Genomic DNA, 20,654 nt, shown 5'->3' with positions numbered 1-20,654 from the left:
CCATGTCGGAAGCGGCGGTACGATACCTGGTGTTCGATGTCGAATCGGTCGCCGATGGTCAACTCGTTTCGCGATTGAAATATCCCGACGAAGGACTTTCGCCAGAAGACGCCGTCAACAAATTTCGCGCCGAGTTGATGGCGGAAAAGGGAAGCGATTTCATTCCCTATACGTTTCAAGTGCCCGTTTCGGTGGCAATCGCCAAGCTCGATATCGATTTGAATCTCATCGATCAGGTGGTGCTCGACGCCCCCAAGTTTCGGCCGCCGGTGATTACGGAACATTTTTGGCGTGGCTGGAAAGCCTACAAACGCCCCACGTTTGTCACCTTCAACGGTCGGGCGTTTGACATTCCCTTAATGGAACTGGCCGCATTTCGCTTTGGTCTGAGCGTACCGGACTGGTTTAATTTGAATGCGAAGAATTTCGAGCAATCGCGTTATCGCTACAACACCGACTCGCACCTCGATCTGTACGACGTCCTGACCAACTACGGAGCTAGTCGTTTCACTGGCGGCTTGAACCTGGCTGCCAATCTTCTCGGCAAGCCGGGCAAGATGGAAATCGAAGGTTGGATGGTCCAAGATCTTTACCACTCCGGCAAACTAGAAGAGATCAACGAGTATTGCCGCTGCGATGTGCTTGATACCTACTTTGTGTTCCTACGTAGCTGCGTACTGTTGGGCAAGCTGACGCTGGAGCGCGAACAGGAACTCATCCAGCAGACCAAACATTGGCTTGAACAGCGGACAACCGAGACGCCGATCTATCAAACCTATCTCGATGGCTGGGGCGACTGGGAAAATCCTTGGGAATGAGTCGAGCCAGGCAGCAATGAAGATCGGTCTGTTTTGTCCTGAGGTCCCTGGGCATCTGAATCCGATGACTACGCTGGCCAGCGAACTATCTCGTCGCGGCCACGAGGTCACCATGGTGGGGTGCCAACGTGCGGAAAGCATTGTCGCGCGAGCCAACCTTCCTTTCTATCCTTTAGGCACAGATGATCCGCTGAACGCCGAACTGGAAGAAGGTTTCCGCGTGCTTGGAACCACCAGTGGCTTTCAAGCGATGATGCAAACGGGCAAGATCTACTCGCTCCATTCTCAGCTTTCCCAAAAGTACATTCCTGCGGCGTTCGATACATTGAACTTCGACGGGCTCGTGGTCGATCAGGTCTGTCCCGTTCCGGCACTCGAAGCGGATCGTCGTCAACTTCCCTATGCCGTGGCATGCAACGCCCTGGCCGTGTACTGGGATCCGTTGATTCCACCACCTCCTCTGGCTTGGAGTTATCGAGACGATTGGTATGGACGCCTTCGAAATGAAATGGCCAAGCATGTGGTGCTGGCGGCCTATTACTGGTTTGCAAACGACCGAAAGTCCGCCGATCCCTTGCTGTTGATTCGTGAGTTCAACCGTGGCGTCGTTCATGTGGCTCAACAGCCCGATTTTTTCGAGTACCCTCGCACGTTCTATCCGCCTAATTTGCATTACACAGGCCCCTGGCATCGGTCAGAACGGGACGACACCGCGGTCGATTTTCCCTGGCAGTGGCTTGATGGCCGTCCCCTCATCTATGCTTCGATGGGCACGCTCCAAAACAACTTGAGCAATGTCTTCCAAAGTATTATCGAAGCGGTAAAAGATTTACCGATGCAAGTTGTGCTGAGCAAAGGGGGCGGGCAAGTCGACCTTCCGGGACAACTACCGGACAATGTGCTATTGGTAGAGCGTGCCCCACAGCTTCGCCTATTGGAGCGAGCGAAGCTGGTCATCACCCATGCCGGACTGAATACGGCTCTAGAGTGTCTGGCCCACGGCATCCCCATGCTTTGCTTACCGGTGACCAACGACCAGCCTGGCGTCGCGAAGCGTGTCGAGTACCTTGGAAACGGGCGTTGCATTCCCGTGCGTCAAGTTACGACAGCTCGATTGAAGCAAGAACTGAAACGCATTCTTGAGGAGGATTTGTATCAAGCGAAAGCAACTCAGTTTGCGGAAGCGTTGGCCAAGTTCGACGGTCCGGAGGTGGCAGCCGAACTCATTGAGCAGGCCTTACTTTCGAAACAGCCACTCCCGAATGCGAAGCACATCGCTAAGTCAACCGCCGAGTAATTTGTTACTTCAGTTGCTTGATCGCAGCTGGCAGTTCCGGGTCAGCCAAACCAAGCGCGGCACGGCCATCTTCGAGGCGAAACTCGACATCGAATTCGAGATCTTCGATCTTCGGATCGTAATACTTGGCCAACGCTTCCGGCGAAACGTCTTTCTTCAAGGGGCGAACAATACGGAAGCCTACGCTGGTCGAAATTGGATCGGTGTACCACCATGGGCTCAGGGGCCTACTGGGATCTTCGCCCTTCCAATCCTCTTCGGAACTTTCCAGCTTGGAGGCCAGGCGGCAATCGACCGCCTTGTCGTCCCAGCCACCTCCTTTAAGCATCATCGACTCGATCTCCGTCGGCCAATTCACGCTTTGTTCCCCAGAGACCATCTTGCCACTCAGGCGTTCGTACCCTTCGTCACTGTATTGATCGAGCACCCACTCCCAGACATTGCCATGCATGTCGTATAGACCGAATGCATTGGGTAGCTTTTCCTTTACGAAATGAGGTCGCTCTTCCGAATTATCGACAAACCAACCATACTCGGCCAGCTTCTCGGGATTGTCGCCAAAGTGATAAGCCGTTGTCGCGCCACCAGCGGCAGCGTATTCCCACTCTGCTTCGCTTGGCAGGCGCAATTGTTGACCAGAGCTTCCGCTGAGCCACTTGGTGTACTGACGCGCGGCATAATTCGTCATCGTGATCGCCGGTAGTTCCGGATTCTCCCCGTATTTGAAGGTGAATCCCGGATCATGCAATGGCGTTGGAATGGTCACCGCGTGAACACGATTGGTATCGGTTACCTTTCGCATTCCTTCGCGATCGAACGCCTTGAAGATGTCGTACATCGCCATGAAGGGATAGTATTGCCCCCACGTCGTCTCTGTTTCCGCGATCCAGAAGGGATCGAGGGTAACGGTAACCTCCGGGGCCTCGGACGCTGAGTGTCCAGCTTCATCGTCAGGGCTGCCCAATCTGACCGTTCCGCCAGGGACTGGAACCATTCGCAGCTTAGCCGTCGAGTTCGGAACTGTGATCTCGTAAGGAACCATGAAACCTTGCTCGACCTGAACAAACGGGCCTGACTCGGGTCGCTCACTTTGAATGCCAACGATCTCTTGGGCCTGAGTATCACCTAGCAAGACTGCCGTCAGCAGCACCATCGGAAACAGGGAACGGATGGTAAACATAGTGGACTCCGAAAAGCTTAGAAGGAACTTTGTCACGATGATATCCCGCGTAAATCACTTTTGTCAACAAGAATTCGTGATGTAGTTTTCGCAGGCTGATCGGCGGCGGCGGTTGGGTCTATTCGGCGGTCGGTTAAGCTAGTGGCATACTTCGAATCGCCCCTCGGTGAAAAGATGAACAAACCCGACATCCTTGGTCAGCAATTGCAAGCTTTGAATCAACTGCGGTCGAATATGGCCGCGCCGGAAACACGCTCTCAGTTGATTAAGGCTCTGCAAGATTCCTCGAATCGAATCATCGAGCGTGCCGGCGAATTGATTGCTGAAACCGAAGACGGCTCCTTCGCTCCGGATTTGATCAAGGCGTATCGGCGACTCAAACGCAATCCTTTGAAAAAAGATCCTGGTTGCCTCGCCAAGACCGCCATCATGAAAGCGTTGGTTCAGATCGAGTATTCCGATCCCGACCTCTTTCGTGACGGTATTGCAACGCAACAGCTCGAACCACATTGGCAAGGGGAACGCGATTCAGCCGCCGAGTTGCGGGGGATCAGCGCAATCGGAATGATCCATTTTGTACCGACGCTAGAAGTCTTGAATCACTGTGCGATGTTGCTGGTTGATCCATGGCCGGAAGCTCGCTTAGGTGCTGCCCAAGCGTTAGGTGCATTACGACAGCCTGAGGCGGGACCGCTGCTACGCATGAAGTTGAAACTCGCGGATGCCCAAGCCGAAGTGCATGGCGAATGCTGTTCCGCCTTTCTGAAAATTGAGCAGGCGACAGGACTTGATTTCCTGAAGCAGTTTCTGAGTTCAGACGATGCCGACGTGTGCGTGCAAACCGCGCTCGCTCTGGGAGAGGCGAATCTACCTGGAACGTTCGATCTGCTACGTGATACCTGGGGGCACCGAGTCGAACTGGGTGTTCGCGAGAGCCTATTGCTTTGCATCGGCCTGTTGCGTTCGAGCGACTCGCAAGACTTTTTACTTTCGCTGATCCATGCCCGCGATCTGCGAACGGCGGCTGATGCGGTGAAGGCACTGCGGCTGAACGGCGAAGTGGAAGGGATTCGTCAGCGGACAGAAGCGGCCGTCGAGGCAACCGGCAGCAACGAACTTCAACGCCTGTTTCAAACGGAGTGGAGATAATGCCTCTAGCTAGGTGTATATCGAAAACGAACATAGCAAGTGAGCTTCTAAGCCATTGTGATTACTCGATCAAATGAAGACATCCACGCGTTTTTGTTGGCAGGTAACGATATAACTTCTCAGAAACATAGACCCGGACACTTCGATGACGGACGGCATATTCCGCTAACAGTTTGGCACTTTCGCGGTCCGTATTTGATTGTCCGTCCCAAGGCCCTGGGCGATAAATGACATAGGTAAGCGAATCAAATTCGCCTAGTTGTGAAACCACATCTTGATCGATTTGAGTCTTGATGACGACCGTATCGACGGAGTGGAATGCCTCTATCCCGAGGAGATTAGCGACGGGCAGCATAAGGGAAGGAGTGTTGTCGGCGTAGATGATGTTGATGTTCGCTTCCAAGAGATCCATTGGAGCGATGCTGCCGTAAAGAAACCGGCTCGCCAATGTATACCCAGAGGCTTCAATTTGACGAATTGCGTTGATCTCTTTTTGCCTGGTAATCGCATGCGAGGAATACCACCCACATCCCAACGCGATGAGTGCGATAGCGAACAGGATCGTGCGAAGGCCAACGCGGAACTTCATTCGATGCTTATCTCGCAAAATGGCAGTCGAGTTCAGCCAGAGCTTTTTCCAACCTAGCAACGAACGATGGCAACTGCCAGAGAAAAGTCCGTCAGCGTGACTACGAAGCGGCGTAAGACACCAAAGGTCTCTACCTTCGAGACATAGACATGGGAGCGTTGGAAGAGACAGCACAGTCGGAAGTGGGGCGTAACACCATCGGGCGTTCACGAACGATCTCTAACGTTTTTCTTGAGGTAAGGTTGCCACCGGCTGGGCGGCACCGCCTTCATAAATGCTGAACTCAGCCCAGACTGGCAGATGGTCCGAAATCTCCAGACCTTCAGCTAACGTGAGATTGTATTGGCGTAGGAAGTCGAACACGCCACTGCGGCCGGTGTACTCGCTGGTCGCGGTTCGCTGCATAAAGATGTTGTCGTACAGCTCGGTACCGCGGGTATTTGTGGTTAAGCCGCTGATTGCCCAATTGATGCCTGGGATGGTTGCGAGCTGGCCCATCTTCGATTCGTTAGCATTGAAATCCCCCAGCAATATCACGTCGTCTTCTCGGCGAGGATCATCCCGAACGGCGCGGAAAACATCGTCCATCACGTTCATTTCCTGGTCGACCTCGTCGGGATCAACATGAACGTTGACCAGCGTGAAGGTGAACGCCTGACTCGGGTCTGGCCCACGCACACGGAACCACGCAACGAGAGGTTCGCGATGCAGTACATCCAGCGGATCTTGCACGGTGTAAACCTGAGAACGATCGACTTGGAGACTCGCAGTATCGAAGATGTAGGCGAATTGTTCTTTACTTTGCGTACGACCAAGACGAGGCCCGATGACAAAATCGTAGTGCCTGCCGGTCGAGTTAATGAGCTCGACGAATCGAGGAATCAAGCCGTCATCTTTACAACGGATCTCTTGGATCGCGACAACATCGAATTGGCGAATGATCTCCGCGAGACGAGCCATCACCTCTGGCTTTCCAGACTTGGTTTCTCCGAAGACTTGAATATTGAACGATGCGACGCGAATCGAGTCTTGCTTGCGTGCCATCGTGGGAACTGTTCCCGGCACGGCATCGCCGGGCCCCTCCGGCGCGGCTGCTGCATTGCGCGGCACCACCACCAGGTTTTCAAGCCCGACGATCTGATAGTTCTGAAAGAAGAACCAAGCGCCACCACCAGCAAGGATGGCCAACAGCAAGGCACTAACTCGTTTCACCGCGATTTCTCCTGCGACCCACAAAAGGTCGAGTATTTTGTCCCTGAAGTATTGTCCGAACTACACGGTTGCCGTTATCGCTGGTCCTTGGGACTTGGCCAGGCAATTGGCAACCTGAGAAAGCTACTCGTCGGGTTGTCATGCCCCACGCGCACAGTGGGGCGGCAAACCTTAACCAAAAGTGGTCAGGCAATTCCAGATCATTTCCCCGCTAAAACGTTGTCCTGCGTGCTATCGCTGCCTATCTTGAAGGGAGATTTCTTTTCCTGATTCGGAGAACTTTTCGATTGCACCGGACTGCTATCATTACGATCTTGCTCGGCCTTGCCGGTTGGCCCGCTAGCGCGTCGTGTGAAGTCATCGAACTAGCCAACGGCGGACAGCTGAATGCCACGCCGGTGCACGATTCCGAGCGGGCGAAAGTGAATCAGGTAGAACTGGAAGTTGGGCAATTTGGCACGGTGATCGTCAACAAGGACCAGATCCGCCGCGTTGAATCACCGCAAGTCTCGGAAGACGACTACTTCGAGCAGGCCAGCAAGTTCGCCGACACCACGGGTGATCAATGGAAACTCGCTCAGTGGTGCAGTCAAAACGGCTTAGATCGCTGTTTTCAACGGCACGCGAATCGGGTTCTGCATCTCGATCCCAACTTCGCACCGGCAAGACATGCCCTGGGATATCAGCAGCGAGGCGGAAAATGGGTAAGCCAGGAAGAGATCCAGCGTGAACGGGGCTATATCCGCTATGACGGTCGGTGGATGACAGTTCAGGAGGCAGCGCTGGTCGCTGCACGCGAAAAACACCAGCAAGACTTGATCGACTGGGCATTACGCCTACGGCGGTGGCGGCAGCAGTTAGGGAAAAGTAACGCCCCAGAAGTGCAAATTGATTTTGAGCAGGAAACCGATCCCGACATGGTACCGGGCCTGATCAGTTTGCTGGGCGATGAAACCAATTCGAGCTTGATCGAGCTCTATATCCGCGTTCTTGGTCGAATCGATAGTTCTCGTGCTCGGACCTTCCTCATGGAGAACGCCGTCTTTCAGAACAACCCAAATCATCGCCTGCTCTGCCAACGAGAGGTCCTACGGTACAAAGATCCACGGATGGTTGAGTTCTATGCCAACATGTTGAAAAGCTACGACAATCGGATCGTGAATCGTACCGCCGAGATTCTCGCGATGTTAGATTTCCCCACCGCCATCGGACCACTTGCCAGCGCCCTGCAGACCAGACACATTGCTCAGCATTCGTCACGATACACGTACTTTTATACGTCGGCACAGCCAGATCGTTACTTCGATATCACGGGGCCACGAGCTTCGTATCGCTCGCTAACGCTCGAGCAATTTCTTGGCCGAAGTAACAATGCCTACGACACTGTCTGGGTGCAAAACTTCAGCGTGCACCAAGCGTTAAAAGAAATCTGCGACGGAGAAGACTTCGGCTACGACCCTGCCCCCTGGAAGGCTTGGTACAAGAAGGCATATGCCCCTCATTCGCCGACAATTCGTCTTTCGCGTGATCAATAATCGCCGCCAGGATGACGACTAGACATCGACCGAGTTGGCTTGAAGGTCTTCCAAATCAATGAATTCGAGCGTAGAGATGTGGGTCGATTCCAACACAACTGCGGGTGCGACACCTGCTTCGAACGCTTCCTTCCAGCGAAGAGCACATAAACACCAGCGATTACCCGGTTTAAGGCCAGGAAAGCCCCATTCTGGATGAGGAGTCGAAAGATCATTCCCAACATGCTTGGAAAAGGCCAGGAACTGGTCGGTCATCTCGGCGCAAACCAAGTGTAGTCCTGCATCGTCTGCCCCCGTATTACAGCATCCATCGCGAAAGAAGCCAGTCAGCGGTTCGTGGCTGCAGTCTTGCAGATCGGTTCCGAGCACGTTTTTGGCCATGGTGTTTAACTGCTTTCGAGAAACGGAAAATTGGGAAGGACTTGCGCTGTCATAGTAGAGTCATCTTAGCCGGAGATCGCAGGTCGCAAGTCCCCATTGCCCGAGAACTTACCCCAAAGGGTGGGTCGAGAAGGGAAAACTTGCAATTCCGCCAAGGGCCAACTACGATACCGGAGTATCTCGGTGCCGATTCAGTGTACCGAAATCGACGCGATTCGTTCTCAGACGTGGAACGAGTGGTGCTCTTCATGGACGAAGGACAGCGGTATGATTTACCGTGTCTTGTGAGGGATCTCGCCGTCCGCTTTACTGCGGAATCGTCACTAGCTAGTCCGAAAAATCAAGTCTTCACGCCATAGCGCCATTCGAGCGCGGCCAACCGATCGGTTCCTGGGGAGTTTATTTGATGACGAGGAACGTTATCGCCTGCGGGCTATTGTCCTGCCTAAGTCTGCTGCTAACCACCGTGGTAACACAAGAGGCTGCAGCGCAAGACACCGTTTTGACGGAACTGTACGGTCGCGGCGTACATGCCTACTTCCGCGGCGATTTCCCAGAAGCTCAGAAACTTCTGGACACTGTGGTCGACCAAGGCACGTCCGATCCGCGCGTCTACTACTTCCTTGGTTTGGCCGATCACCAGATGGGCGAAGAAGATAAGGCCAAGGCCAACTTCACCAAGGGTGCCGAACTGGAACTCGATCAATCGCAGGTTTACCCGGTCAGCAAAGCATTGGAACGCGTTCAGGGTTCCGAGCGTTTGCTGCTGGAAGAGTACCGCGAAAAGGTTCGTACGGCCGTTTATTTGCAGAAAAAGAAAGAAGAAAAAGCCCTCTTCGAAGCTCGTAAGATGGCGGAGGAAGATGTTCTTCGTAGCCGTGCTAAACGAGCCTCGGCAGGCGTGAATGTTGATGTTCCTTCCTCGGATGAAACAGACCCATTTGGTTCGCCAGGTGCCGCAGCGTTGCCAGAGATGCCTGCTCCGGTTGAAGCGACGGAAACGGAAACCGCACCTGCCGCTTCTGGTGCTAATCCATTCGGGTCTCCAATGCCGGAAGTGACCGAAACCCCAGCTGGAGATCCATTCGGTGGTGCTCCGTCAACGTCGGAAGATCCGTTCGGCGGTAGTCCGATGCCAGGCGTGACCAACCCGAGTGAAGATCCCTTCGGTGGTTCGCCGACTACGCCAGGAGCGGGCGATCCATTTGGCGCGGCTCCAGTAAATCCACCAGCTCCGACGACTATCCCAGCTGCTCCAGCGAATGATCCATTCGGTGCACCTCCCGGGGGAGCTACGCCAGCCGAACAAGATGCTGTTCTTCCTCCCGACGCGGCCGAAGCGATGGGTGGTGGAAGTCCGAATCCGGTCACCGAAGCAATTTCGGCCATTGGTGGTGCGTTGATTCCGAGCGTCAAAGTGCCTTCGGTACCGGGTGTTACCGGTCCTGCCGGTGGCCCAGCGATGCCTGCGAGTGACGGGTTTCCTCCAGCTGGCGAAATGCCAATGAGCGACCCATTTGGTGGATCGGCACCTCCTTCCGGCAACACGCCCGCACCGAGCAATGATCCATTTGGCGGACCGATGCCACAACCAATGGGCGACCCGTTTGGTGCATCCGCTCCTCCTGCGAGTGCTCCGGGCAATGACCCATTTGGTGAAGAAAAGCCCGTTCCGAAGCCGGCGGGTGGTGATCCATTCGGCGGTTCAGCACCTCCTTCTGACGATCCTTTCGGAGCTCCACCAGCTTCAACCGAAGACGAACCTGTCATGCCGTTGCAACCGATGGGTGAAACACCTTCAAACGATCCATTTGGCGCCGCTCCGAGCTCGTCCGAGGACGAGCCGGTGATGCCGCTCACTCCGATGGGCGAAGCTCCGGCCAATGACCCGTTTGGAGCTGCACCAGCTTCTTCGGAAGAAGAGCCAGTCATGCCGCTTCCTGAAAACGATCCGTTTGGCGATAACTAGCCTTAACGGTTGATCGAATCCGAGATCTTGCACAAAACGGAACCTCGGCCGCGTTTTCCTTGACGCGCCGTTGTTCCGTCTCGGACAATAAGTCCGAAACACCCCGCCCCCTCACCGCACCCTGCGGTCTTCCCTCCATCGAGGAAAGCTTCTCATGTTGCGTTCCGCCATGCTGTTTGGTCTCGCGCTTCTGGTCAGCTGGACATCATCGGTTCTGGCTGCTCCCCAAATACAAGACGCCTCACTGCGCGGTCTGACGATCGGCAAAACGACGCGACTGACACTCAGTGGCAAGCAGTTAGGTCCGAATCCAGACGTTAAGCTCGACTTCCCCGTCAGCTCGATGCGCGTCCTTCCCCAATCCAATGGGCAACGCCTTGAGTTGGAAATCGATCTTCCCACGGATGCCAAGCCCCAACATGGGCACCTTCGCGTTGCCACAGCGACAGGAATCTCTAATCCGATCACGCTCGGAATAGACTCGCTTCCCGAGGCACCTTTCTCCGCTACGATTGATTCCTTGCCGATCGCGTTTTCTGGTACGCTCACCGGCCCTCAACTTCTCTCGACGAGCTTCACAGGTAAGTCTGGACAACGACTTGTGATCGATGTCGAGGCCCAACGAATTGGCAGTAAACTGCAACCGCTGGTGAGTATCGAAGATGAGCGTGGCACCCAGCTCGCTTACTCGTCACGAGATGTCACCACCCGTGGTGATGCACGCTTGATAGTGAAATTACCTGGCGACGGACTCTACACGATCAAGCTTCAAGACGTCCTTTTTCGAGGCGGAACCCCCGGACACTTTCGCGTCAAAATCGGCGACTTCGCATTCGCAGACATGGCATTTCCGCTGGCCGTAAATACGACCGATGACGTTACCAATCTTAAGCTTCTCAGTACGGACACTTCGCTCGAACCAAGTCTGCCTGGCTGGGACGCCAATAATCCACGACTGACTAACCTGGCCGTGGAAATCGTCGGATCAATCTCAGGTCCACAGCCAACCGTGCTACGAAGTGACTTGCCTGAAGTAAGCGAGTCGGACACTAAAGATGTCTCAACTTCCATGGGGACTGCTCCGATCGGTATTAGTGGCATTTTGCGAGAACCGAAGGAACGTGATGAATATTTGATCGACGTAACCCCTGGCACAAAGTATCGAGCCGAAGTTTTCGCCCAGCGAATCGACTCTCCAGTGGATGCTGTTTTAGAAATCCGGAAACCAGACGGTGCGATGTTGGCTTCCTCAGACGACCAAAACGATACCCCTGATCCGGCGGCCATTTTCGATGTGCCACAAGAGCTCTCCCAGTTAAAACTTGTCGTTCGTGACCTCAGCCAGGCGGCCGGTCCCAATCACGCTTATCGCGTGGTAATCGCATCTGCGAATCGTCCCGATTTCTATCTTCATGTTCAGCCGTCCAGCATCAATATTCCGGCAGGTGGAAGTGCCATTCTCGAAGTCGTGGCCGAGCGTCGTGGTTTCGACGAAGCGATCGTATTGAGCTTCCCGCAACTACCCGAGGGGGTGACGACGTCGCTCCATGAGATCCCTGCGCGGACTGATCGAGCCTTGGTCACGTTAACCGCAACGAGCGATGCAAAGGGCGCGAGTGTTGGCCCGATCGTTGGCGAATCCGAAATCAACGGACAACGAATGGTTCGCGAGGCGGCGATTGGATCGGCAAAAGGAACTTTCGGACTTGCGCCGGAAACCTCGCAGCTTGGCTTCGGTGTCGTGCAAAAACCCAAGCTACTTGTCGCCTGGAACGGCGAGTTGCCGGAGAACGCCTTGAACCTCGGGCAAGTGACGGCCCTGCCAATCACTGTGAAGCGAGCCGAAGGCCAATCAGGGCCTGTTCGATTTTCGTTGGTTACTTCGCAAGTCATTCCCGAAGACAAAGGCAAACCTGATCTGAGCAAGGCGATTAAACTGGCCAAGGAAATCATGCTCGAAGCCGATCAGTCAGATGCCACGGTAAACCTGTCGGCCCCGCAGGAACTCAACGACATCGCCTGGGACATCGCTGTCAAAGCCGAACTGCTTGCCGACGATAAAAAGAAAGTCCTGGCAACGGCGGTAAGTCCTGCCAAACGATTCTCGCTCGGTTCGCCGCTATTCCTCGCCCTGAATGGCGAAACAGTCGTCCGCCTGAAAGGCACCATTTCGCGAGCTGGTGGCTTCAATCACCCGGTGATCGTGGCGGCGAACGGTCTTCCGAAAGATGCCAAATCGGCCGCAGTCGAAGTGCCAGCGGACAAGTCAGAATTCACTCTCGAGATCACCCTTCCGGCCAACGTCAAGCTAGAGGAACTGACCACGATCAAGTTGGTGGCGACCGCGCAGCGTAATGGGAAAGATGTCACCAGTAACTTGATTCCGATTCGACTTGAATCGAGCGGCAAACAATAATCTCCCCCTCTCTCGATGGGAAATTATGCTTTTCCCCTTTCCATGACCGGAAAAAGCGGACTTAATCGCCTATACTACTTAGAGAAATCCATGGGAGTCCCCGCGAATGATTTCGGGGGATATCATCGAGCCAAACGCATGTTTATAATCATGTGTCTGGAACCGAAGCGGTATTTTTGTAATTCAAAGAGAGACTAAGCGAATGCGCAATCTTGTTTTGACCTTGGCGATCGTTTGCCTCACCGCCACCTCGGTGAGTGCGGCGGAAGATCCCGGAATCAGTCAGACCAAACCCGAATCTGGCCCCTATGTGAAAGTCGAACAAGGCTACATGGTGCCTTACGAGTTCACGATCCCTGGCACACAAGTCACCTTGAAAATGATCCCCGTTCCAGGCGGCAAAGTGATGCTGGGCAGCCCGGAATCGGAAGAGGGACACACCGATGCCGAAGGTCCGGAAGTCGAAGTCGAGGTCGGCCCATTCTGGATGGCCGAACACGAAATGACCTGGGAACAGTACAAGCCTTACATGGAGCTGTACAACATCTTCAAGAAGTTCCAAGCCAAGAATATTCGCCCTGTGACCGATGACAACCGAGTCGACGCAATCACCGCACCGACTCCGCTATACGAACCAAGCTTCACCTTCGAGTATGGCGAAGATCCGAAACTGCCAGCTACCACGATGACCAACTACGCCGCACGTCAGTACACCAAGTGGCTGAGCGGCGTGACGGGTAAACAATATCGCTTGCCGAGCGAAGCGGAATTCGAGCACGCTGCCAGTGGTGGTGCCAAGACCGCCTATCATTTCGGTGACGACGCCGAACAACTGGGTGATTATGCCTGGTTCGATGGCAATGCCGAAGAAAAGCCACATGTGGTTAAGGGCAAAAAACCGAATCAGTACGGTCTGTACGACATGCACGGTAACGTGTGGGAATGGGTTCTCGATCAGTACAGCGATGAAGGTTTCGCGAAGCTGGACGGCAAGAAAAACCTAACCGCACTGGCGGCTGTGAACTGGCCGACCGAAGTGGAACCTCTGATGGTCAAAGGTGGCGGCTGGGACGAAGACGCCGAGAACTGCCGGACTGCCGCGAAGATGGGTAGCAGCGAAGATGACTGGAAAGAAGAAGATCCCAACATTCCGCTCAGCCCTTGGTGGTTCACCAGCTATCCTTCAACTTGTGTCGGATTTCGCGTGGTTCGTCCGCTGGAAGAAGTCGGTAAGAAAGATGCCGTCAAGTTCTATCAGGCTGACATTGAATTTCTAAACCTCGACGTGAGCGATCGTTTGATCGAAGGGCGTGGTATTCTCGGCCTGGTTGATCCTGACCTGCCAGAAGCGATCAAGAAGGCGGACTAGTTTCCGCTTGTCTCGGAGGTTGGTCGCTGATCCGCCTCACGAAGTTAATTCCATCATGACCAGCCTGAGATCATTCAGGCTGGTCATTTTTTGTATAAACACCGAAGCTCTGTGACGCTCAACGACAACATTCTCCTCCGAATTGACTCTCGTTTCTCCAGCTAACAAAATGGGAAGCGACTCAAATCTGGCTCGCCCTGTCCGGGTTCGCGCACGAGCTGTGGTTGAATTCTCTTCGTCCTACCTACCTTCCCACTGGCTTGTTTGGAGATCTCATGTCCATTACGTTTCGATACTTCGCTTCCTTGTTGCTGCTTGCCACGGTCGTTGGCGGTGCATGGCAGACGGAGGCCAAAGCGGCCGACGGCAACCAACCGAAGAAGCCGAATATCTTGTTCATCATGGCCGACGATCACGCCTACCAGGCGATCTCGGCCTACCCCGGTGCCCTCAACCAAACCCCCAACATCGATCGTATTGCCCAAGAAGGCATGCGATTCGATCATTGTTACGTCACGAACAGCATTTGCGGACCTGCTCGGGCGGTGATCCTAACCGGCAAATACAGCCACTTGAACGGCTTTCTGGATAACCGTAGCCGTTTTGATGGAAGCCAACTAACCTATCCCAAACTTCTGCAGAAGGCAGGTTATCAAACCGCAGTGGTTGGAAAGTGGCACTTGGTCTCCGATCCAACTGGATTTGATTACTGGAACGTCTTGCGAGGCCAAGGACCTTACTACAATCCACCGATGCTTACCTCGGATGGGCCAAAGAAGTACCAAGGCTACACGACCGACATCATTACCGACATCGCACTTGACTGGCTGAAAGAGAAACGAGATCCCAACAAGCCGTTTCTGTTGGTTTACCAACACAAGGCTCCGCATCGTAATTGGATGCCTAGCCCGAAGTATCTCAACAAGTACGACGACGTTGAATTCCCCGAACCAGAAACGATGTGGGATGACTACAGCAATCGTGCGAGTGGTGCGAAGAATCAGGATATGACCATCGCTAAGACGATGAACCCGAATGATCTAAAGTTGAACAACGTTCGCGGACTTACGCCCGAGCAAAAGAAAGCTTGGGATGCTGCTTATGGTCCGAAGAACAAGGAGTTTGAAGAAGCCAACCTAACCGGTAAAGACCTAGTTCGCTGGAAGTATCAACGTTACATCAAAGATTATCTCCGCTGCATTGACTCGGTCGACGACAATGTTGGTCGAATGCTCGACTACCTGGACGACGAAGGCCTGACCGACAACACCTTGGTCATCTATACTTCGGACCAAGGTTTCTACCTCGGCGAACATGGCTGGTTCGACAAGCGTTGGATGTACGAGCAATCGTTCCGCACACCGCTGTTAGTCCGTTGGCCTGGTCATGTGAAACCTGGTACCGTCAGTGACGCATTGGTGATGAACATCGACTTCCCAGAAACAATGCTGGCCGCTGCAGGCGTAGAGATCCCCGCTGAAATGCAAGGCCTGAGCTTGCTACCAATTTTGGAGGGTGATGGCAAAGCTCCTAAGGATTGGCGGCCTGAGCTGTACTACCACTACTACGAATTTCCAGGTGCTCATAGTGTTCCGCGACATTACGGCGTTTTCGATGGACGCTACAAGCTAATCAACTATTACCAACTGGGCGAGTGGGAGCTGTTCGATCTGAAGGAAGACCCCAACGAGATGAACAGTGTCTATGGCAAACCGGAATACTCCGAGATTCAATCGAAGATGCACAAGAAGCTGGACGAGCTGCGCGAGAAGTACCAGGACGATACGCCCAAGCAACAAGCTAAAAAGTAAGCTTCGCGAACTCATTCGTCTTACAGCATGGCCACATCACGGTGGCTATGCTTTTTCTCGCGTGGCTAAGCGCATAAAAAAACCTGGCTGAGTTTCCCCAGCCAGGCTTTTTGTATTCGGTAGTCTTCGTTTGGTTTAGTGAACGCTAACCAGACGACGACGAGCCGGAACGAAGGTCATGGTGTCAGCCGGAACTGGAGCCGGTGGCATCATGTCAGCTTCGGTAGGTTCACCAGCAGCAGCTGGAGTCGAGTAGGTTGCACCGCAACCGCAGCTGTCGCCACAGACGGAACCGCAACCGGTGTCACAACCACAGCTCGATCCGCAGCAGCTCTTCTTGCAGCAGAACAGGCGAGCGATCGCGTCTTTCAGCGGGGTGCACGACTTTTGGCAGCCGCACTTGCCCGAGAACAGACCGCAACCCTTGTGGCACGAACCGCACGATGGAGCACCGCAGGTTGGTTCGCAACCGCAACCGGAGTCACATCCGCAAGCTTCTGGAGCAGCACAAGTAGCTTCAGGTGCACAGCACGAAGCTTCAGGAGCAGCACACGAAGGTTCGCAACCGCAAGACGAAGCACAGCAGCTCTTCTTGCAGGAGAACAAGCTGTGCAAAGCGTCCTTCAAAGGAGTGCAGCACTTCTTCTTGCTGCAGCAGCTGGTTGCACAAGGAGCAGCACAGGTGGCTTCTGGAGCACAACCGCAAGCTTCAGGAGCAGCACAAGTGGCTTCTGGAGCACAGCAGGTTGGTTCCGGAGCACAGCAAGTAGCGGCAACCGGAGCACAGCAGGAAGGTTTCGGCATGCAGCAACGTGGCGTTGGCGTGCAGCACTTCGGGGTTTGACAGCAGGACGTATCACAACCACACCCGGTACCGAGCATCTGGTTCAGAAGTCCCGCGGCACTCGCCTGGCTACACACGAAGGTGACCAGCAGCGTTGCCAATAGCATGTTCCATTTCATCGAGTCATTTCTCCTTCTGAGTGGCGGACTCCAGATCCAATATTCTTTGTCGCCAGGCCGGCGCTCTCGTGAACAATCACGGTATGCGACTACCACGCCGCGATTGCTCGCACCCCTAAAGCTGTCCGTTGGCGGGTTGGACAACAAACCTCAGGAGTTTGAGCGTGTAGTCGAACCTGGTTAATCAAAGATGTTGGTCTCTGTCGCCTCCACAGTCCTCTGCCTAAGTTCCGTCGAGCCAATCCTTGACCCGAAGTTCCCCATCGAAACCCGACAGCCCCTCGTGATCCGCCAGAGGGAATTCCGTTTTAGACATCTCGTGCAGATATGTCTGATGCTCGTATCGGCGGATTCACGCGGCAGGCTTGATCGCTCGAAACCAATTTCAGCTACTTGGTTTACATCTCCGTTTGCACGAACTTTTCCTGCCACAGAAGACAGGCAAACCTTAACGATTATAACCCCACCAGCAACCGTCAAACTCAACCACACCAGACCGCAAAGCCATCGCCAATCGCTACAGCTTAACGCCAAGCTATCATTGGCCCCTCGGGCGCGTGGGAGGTAAAATATGTGGGAACACGCGACCAAAAACCTGTCCATTCCTCATGGAGGAAGCATGTCTTCCACGCCATCCACGCAAGGATACGAGATTGTCGACTTCGCTAATGTGCCTGGCGTCCCCTGCCCTTGCGGGACTGCAAAGCGGGGTTTAGCCGATGTGAGCGATTATCCAGGCACGATTCACGTCACCGAGATCTCGGTGGATGCTAAAGTTCATTATCACAAGCGATTGACCGAGACCTATTTCTTCCTCGAGTGTGATGAAGACGCCAGAATGCAGCTGGACGACCAGATTATCCCGGTTCATCCTGGGATGTGCGTCATGATTCGGCCTGGTACACGTCATCGTGCCCTGGGGAAAATGAAGATCGTCAATATCGTATTCCCCAAGTTCGACCCTGAAGACGAGTGGTTTGACTAGGAATGACCAGCGCTGTGGGGTGTACCCGCAAGTGTCCCAACCCGCCGCTCCTCCTGTTAAATCCCTCAATTTGCCCGCCAAGAGTGCTATCAGCAGCATTTTTTTGCTTGTCTACCTGAACTGTGCAAGCCGGAGAATCCTTGCATAGTCGTTTAAACAGGTATAAGCTGGAAGCTGCGTTTCGCCCACACCCTCCAACGATTTCTAGAGATACCTATGTTCAGGCCCATCGCTTTCATGCACTCTCCAACGGCGGCCTCAGCGACGTTGGTGCTGCTGCTGTCTTTCGTTGTAACGTCACTCGGATGCACGCCACCCCCTACTGGCAGGCCATCTGCCGGCAACACCACGCTGAACACAACCACTGCTGCTCCAAGCGATAAAGCGCCTGAACCGCTGGAAGATCCTGCCAATCTTCCTGCTGATAAGTCCGAAAAAGCGGTCGAAAACGCGCAGGTCACGCCAGCTTTACCCAGTGAAGAGCTGACGCCCGTTCTTACCCCAGACGATCTGCAAGGTAAGACGGAAGAAATGAAGATCACAACCGATCCTCCCGCGACCAGCGAAGAATTGACTCCTCCCCAGGTAACGCCGACTCCTGAAGACGCTATGAAGAAGGAGGAAGAAGCGAAAGAGGAAGTCGCTGAAGAGAAGCCAGCACCAGAATCGACCACCAGCGCAGAAAAGCCTGCCAAGGAAGAACCCGCTGCCGAAGTTGCTTCTGCCAAGACAACCACTACTTCCGCCTCGGCCGAGTCGACCACCAAAGCCGATCCTCAAGACTGGCTATACTGGCGTGGACCGGAGTTCAACGGTATCTCCCGAGCCACCGGCCTACCGGAGAGCTGGGATCCCGAAGGAGGTGAAGGAAGCAATGTCCTTTGGAAACGTGACGATCTAGGCACGCGCAGCACCCCGGTTGTGATGGGCGATAAGCTCTTCATGCTGGCAGCTGCCGAACAGGGTACCCCACGTGAAGGGGAACGCGTTGTCTGCGTCGACACGAAAACGGGCGAAACCGTTTGGGAAAACCGCTTCAATGTTTACCTTTCCGACGTTCCCGTAGAACGAGTGGGCTGGTCCTCGGTGACAGCCGATCCGGAAACCAACACCATTTTTGCTCTTGGTGTGGCTGGTCACTTCCAATGCATCGATGCCGATACGGGCAAAACCGTTTGGCTTCGTAAGATGCACGAAGAGTTTGGCATGCTGACCACATACGGCGGTCGTACGAACTTCCCGATCGTCTACGAAGACTTGGTCATTATCAGTGGTATCGTGATTGGCTGGGGCGATATGGCCAAGCCAGCCCATCGCTTCTTGGGCATGAATAAGAAGACCGGCGAAGTTGTTTGGTTCACCGAAACGACGCCACTTCCCTACGATACAACCTACAGTGCCCCGAGCATCAAGATCGTCAACGGAATTCCACAGTACGTCATCGGTGCTGGGGACGGTAAGATCTGGAGCATTCAGCCGCGTACGGGGCAACACAACTGGAGCTTTGCTTTCGCAGCTCGCGGTTTGTATGGAACGCCTATCATCCAAGGCGACACCGTCTTCATGGCACAAGGTGAAGAAAACGTCACCCCGCATGAAGAAGACGGAAAGATCGTCATTGATGTAGATAATACGATGGGTGCTGTCGTCGCCGTCGATGCAACGCAGTCAGGCGACATCTCGGTCAGCGGAAAGAAGTGGAAAGTTGTCGAACTGAACGGCAACCGCAGTGCCCCGCTGTATGTGAACGACAAGCTCTACGTCATCGACGACCGCGCCAAACTGTTCGTCCTTGATCCCCAAACCGGTGAAGAGCTGTTTAAGAAGACCCCGCTCGGTACCAAGATGTTCGGCTCGCCGCTGTACGCCGACGGCAAGATCTATACGATTACTGAAAATGGTCGTTACTATGTCTTGGGTATCGAAGAAGACGGAAATGTCGAGATCTTGACCAAGGGACGATTGCCCGATGGTGACGGACTTGCTTCGCCAATCTGTGCCCACGGTAAGATTTACTTCGCCACGACTGCGGCGCTTTACTGCGTCGGTACTCCCGGTAAAGAAACAGGCTTCAGTGGTCTCCCAGAGCAACCAGCAGAAGATCCTGTTTCGGATGATCCCAAGCCTGCTCACGTTCAAGTGATTCCGGCTGAAACACTGATCTACCCTGGTGATAAAGTGGATTATCGCGTGAAGTTATTTAACTCGCGTGGTCAGTTCCTCGAAGACGCGGAATCGGTCAACTTCAGCGTTGATGGTCCAGCTGAGATCAGCAAGTCTGGTCAGCTGACGGCAAACAAGGATGCGGCTCACCAGCCAGCCTATGTGACCGCTAAGGTGGACGATCTGACAGGCTCGGCACGACTCCGTATCGTTCCAGAGCTGCCATGGAGCTTCGACTTCGAGAAGATCGCTGTGGATGAAAAGACCAACAAAGGCGAACCACCTATCACGTGGGTTGGTGCTCGTTATCGTCACATCGTTCGCGAAGTCGACGGCAACAAAGTGATGGTCAAGATCACAACGATTCCTAAAGGTACCCGCAGCCAGTCTTGGATGGGGCACAGCGATCTGCACGATTACACAATCGAAGCCGATGTAATGGGTCACGAACTTGAAGGACAATTGCCTGACATCGGTTTGATCGCTCAAGGGTACGAATTCATCCTGATGGGGAACGAATCGAAGGCTCGCGCCCTGAGCTGGATCACCCAACAGCGAATCGCCCAGGACGTTCCCTTCACCCTGGAACCTGGCATTTGGTACCACATGAAGCTGAAGGTTTCCAATGAAGATGATGGAACCGCCAAGGCTCAAGGCAAAGTCTGGAAGAAGGACGAAGCCGAGCCGGAAAGCTGGATGGTCGAAATCGTCGACGAAGTTCCCAACACGACCGGTAGTCCTGGCCTGTTCGGTAACGCGAAAACCGGCGAAATCTACCTAGACAACATCACGGTGACTCCGAATAGTTAATACGGAA

The 20,654-nt window shown here is 54.1% G+C and carries 15 protein-coding genes; 10 read left to right on the top strand and 5 right to left on the bottom strand.

Features of this window, described 5'->3' with window-relative positions; translation table 11 throughout:
- Window positions 1-2: 2 nt before the first annotated feature.
- Complete coding sequence (locus tag C5Y83_RS20050; RefSeq protein ID WP_105331520.1) at window positions 3-818, top strand: 3'-5' exonuclease; 816 nt, start codon at window positions 3-5, stop codon at window positions 816-818.
- Between the two features lie 16 nt (window positions 819-834).
- On the top strand, window positions 835-2,115 hold the full coding sequence (locus C5Y83_RS20045; RefSeq protein ID WP_158262424.1) for a glycosyltransferase: 1,281 nt from the start codon (window positions 835-837) through the stop codon (window positions 2,113-2,115).
- 4 nt (window positions 2,116-2,119) lie between these two features.
- On the opposite strand, the gene C5Y83_RS20040 is transcribed toward C5Y83_RS20045, so the two are convergent.
- A complete protein-coding gene (locus tag C5Y83_RS20040) occupies window positions 2,120-3,295 on the bottom strand; it encodes a formylglycine-generating enzyme family protein (protein WP_233207292.1) in 1,176 nt (391 codons plus the stop codon).
- A 174-nt stretch (window positions 3,296-3,469) separates the two neighbouring features.
- On the opposite strand from C5Y83_RS20040, the gene C5Y83_RS20035 reads away from it, so the two are divergent.
- Complete coding sequence (locus C5Y83_RS20035; protein WP_105331518.1) at window positions 3,470-4,444, top strand: HEAT repeat domain-containing protein; 975 nt, start codon at window positions 3,470-3,472, stop codon at window positions 4,442-4,444.
- A gap of 61 nt (window positions 4,445-4,505) precedes the next feature.
- Here the strand turns inward: C5Y83_RS20035 and C5Y83_RS20030 are convergent, their stop codons facing one another.
- Both C5Y83_RS20030 and C5Y83_RS20025 read right to left on the bottom strand, forming a co-directional pair.
- A complete protein-coding gene (locus C5Y83_RS20030) occupies window positions 4,506-5,033 on the bottom strand; it encodes a hypothetical protein (protein WP_105331517.1) in 528 nt (175 codons plus the stop codon).
- A 219-nt stretch (window positions 5,034-5,252) separates the two neighbouring features.
- Window positions 5,253-6,245 (bottom strand): endonuclease/exonuclease/phosphatase family protein, encoded by a 993-nt coding sequence (locus C5Y83_RS20025; protein WP_233207291.1) that lies wholly within the window; start codon window positions 6,243-6,245, stop codon window positions 5,253-5,255.
- Window positions 6,246-6,532: 287 nt separating this feature from the next.
- Here C5Y83_RS20025 and C5Y83_RS20020 point away from each other — a divergent pair, with 287 nt between their 5' ends.
- Complete coding sequence (locus C5Y83_RS20020) at window positions 6,533-7,780, top strand: HEAT repeat domain-containing protein (RefSeq protein ID WP_105331515.1); 1,248 nt, start codon at window positions 6,533-6,535, stop codon at window positions 7,778-7,780.
- 18 nt (window positions 7,781-7,798) lie between these two features.
- Here C5Y83_RS20020 and C5Y83_RS20015 read toward each other — a convergent pair whose 3' ends face one another.
- Entirely contained in the window at window positions 7,799-8,161 is a 363-nt protein-coding gene (locus C5Y83_RS20015; protein WP_105331514.1) for a DUF2237 family protein, read from the bottom strand.
- Window positions 8,162-8,567: 406 nt separating this feature from the next.
- Here C5Y83_RS20015 and C5Y83_RS20010 point away from each other — a divergent pair, with 406 nt between their 5' ends.
- From C5Y83_RS20010 to C5Y83_RS19995, 4 genes are all read left to right on the top strand, one after another.
- A complete protein-coding gene (locus tag C5Y83_RS20010) occupies window positions 8,568-10,130 on the top strand; it encodes a tetratricopeptide repeat protein (RefSeq protein WP_105331513.1) in 1,563 nt (520 codons plus the stop codon).
- Window positions 10,131-10,284: 154 nt separating this feature from the next.
- Window positions 10,285-12,546 (top strand): hypothetical protein, encoded by a 2,262-nt coding sequence (locus tag C5Y83_RS20005; protein ID WP_105331512.1) that lies wholly within the window; start codon window positions 10,285-10,287, stop codon window positions 12,544-12,546.
- A 202-nt stretch (window positions 12,547-12,748) separates the two neighbouring features.
- On the top strand, window positions 12,749-13,915 hold the full coding sequence (locus tag C5Y83_RS20000) for a formylglycine-generating enzyme family protein (RefSeq protein ID WP_105331511.1): 1,167 nt from the start codon (window positions 12,749-12,751) through the stop codon (window positions 13,913-13,915).
- Between the two features lie 275 nt (window positions 13,916-14,190).
- Window positions 14,191-15,726: a sulfatase gene (locus C5Y83_RS19995; protein WP_105331510.1), complete on the top strand. Its 1,536-nt coding sequence runs from the start codon at window positions 14,191-14,193 to the stop codon at window positions 15,724-15,726.
- A gap of 135 nt (window positions 15,727-15,861) precedes the next feature.
- Here C5Y83_RS19995 and C5Y83_RS29165 read toward each other — a convergent pair whose 3' ends face one another.
- Window positions 15,862-16,689, bottom strand: coding sequence for a hypothetical protein (locus tag C5Y83_RS29165; RefSeq protein ID WP_146117847.1), 828 nt, complete (start codon window positions 16,687-16,689; stop codon window positions 15,862-15,864).
- 619 nt (window positions 16,690-17,308) lie between these two features.
- Here C5Y83_RS29165 and C5Y83_RS19985 point away from each other — a divergent pair.
- Both C5Y83_RS19985 and C5Y83_RS19980 read left to right on the top strand, forming a co-directional pair.
- Window positions 17,309-17,674, top strand: a complete 366-nt coding sequence (locus C5Y83_RS19985; RefSeq protein ID WP_105331929.1) for a cupin domain-containing protein — start codon at window positions 17,309-17,311, stop codon at window positions 17,672-17,674.
- Between the two features lie 237 nt (window positions 17,675-17,911).
- A complete protein-coding gene (locus C5Y83_RS19980; protein ID WP_158262423.1) occupies window positions 17,912-20,647 on the top strand; it encodes a PQQ-binding-like beta-propeller repeat protein in 2,736 nt (911 codons plus the stop codon).
- Window positions 20,648-20,654: the final 7 nt, after the last annotated feature.

The organism is Blastopirellula marina (assembly GCF_002967765.1).
GTDB classification, from domain to species: Bacteria; Planctomycetota; Planctomycetia; order Pirellulales; family Pirellulaceae; genus Bremerella; species Bremerella marina_A.
This window is presented reverse-complemented; position numbering and strand designations above follow the sequence as displayed.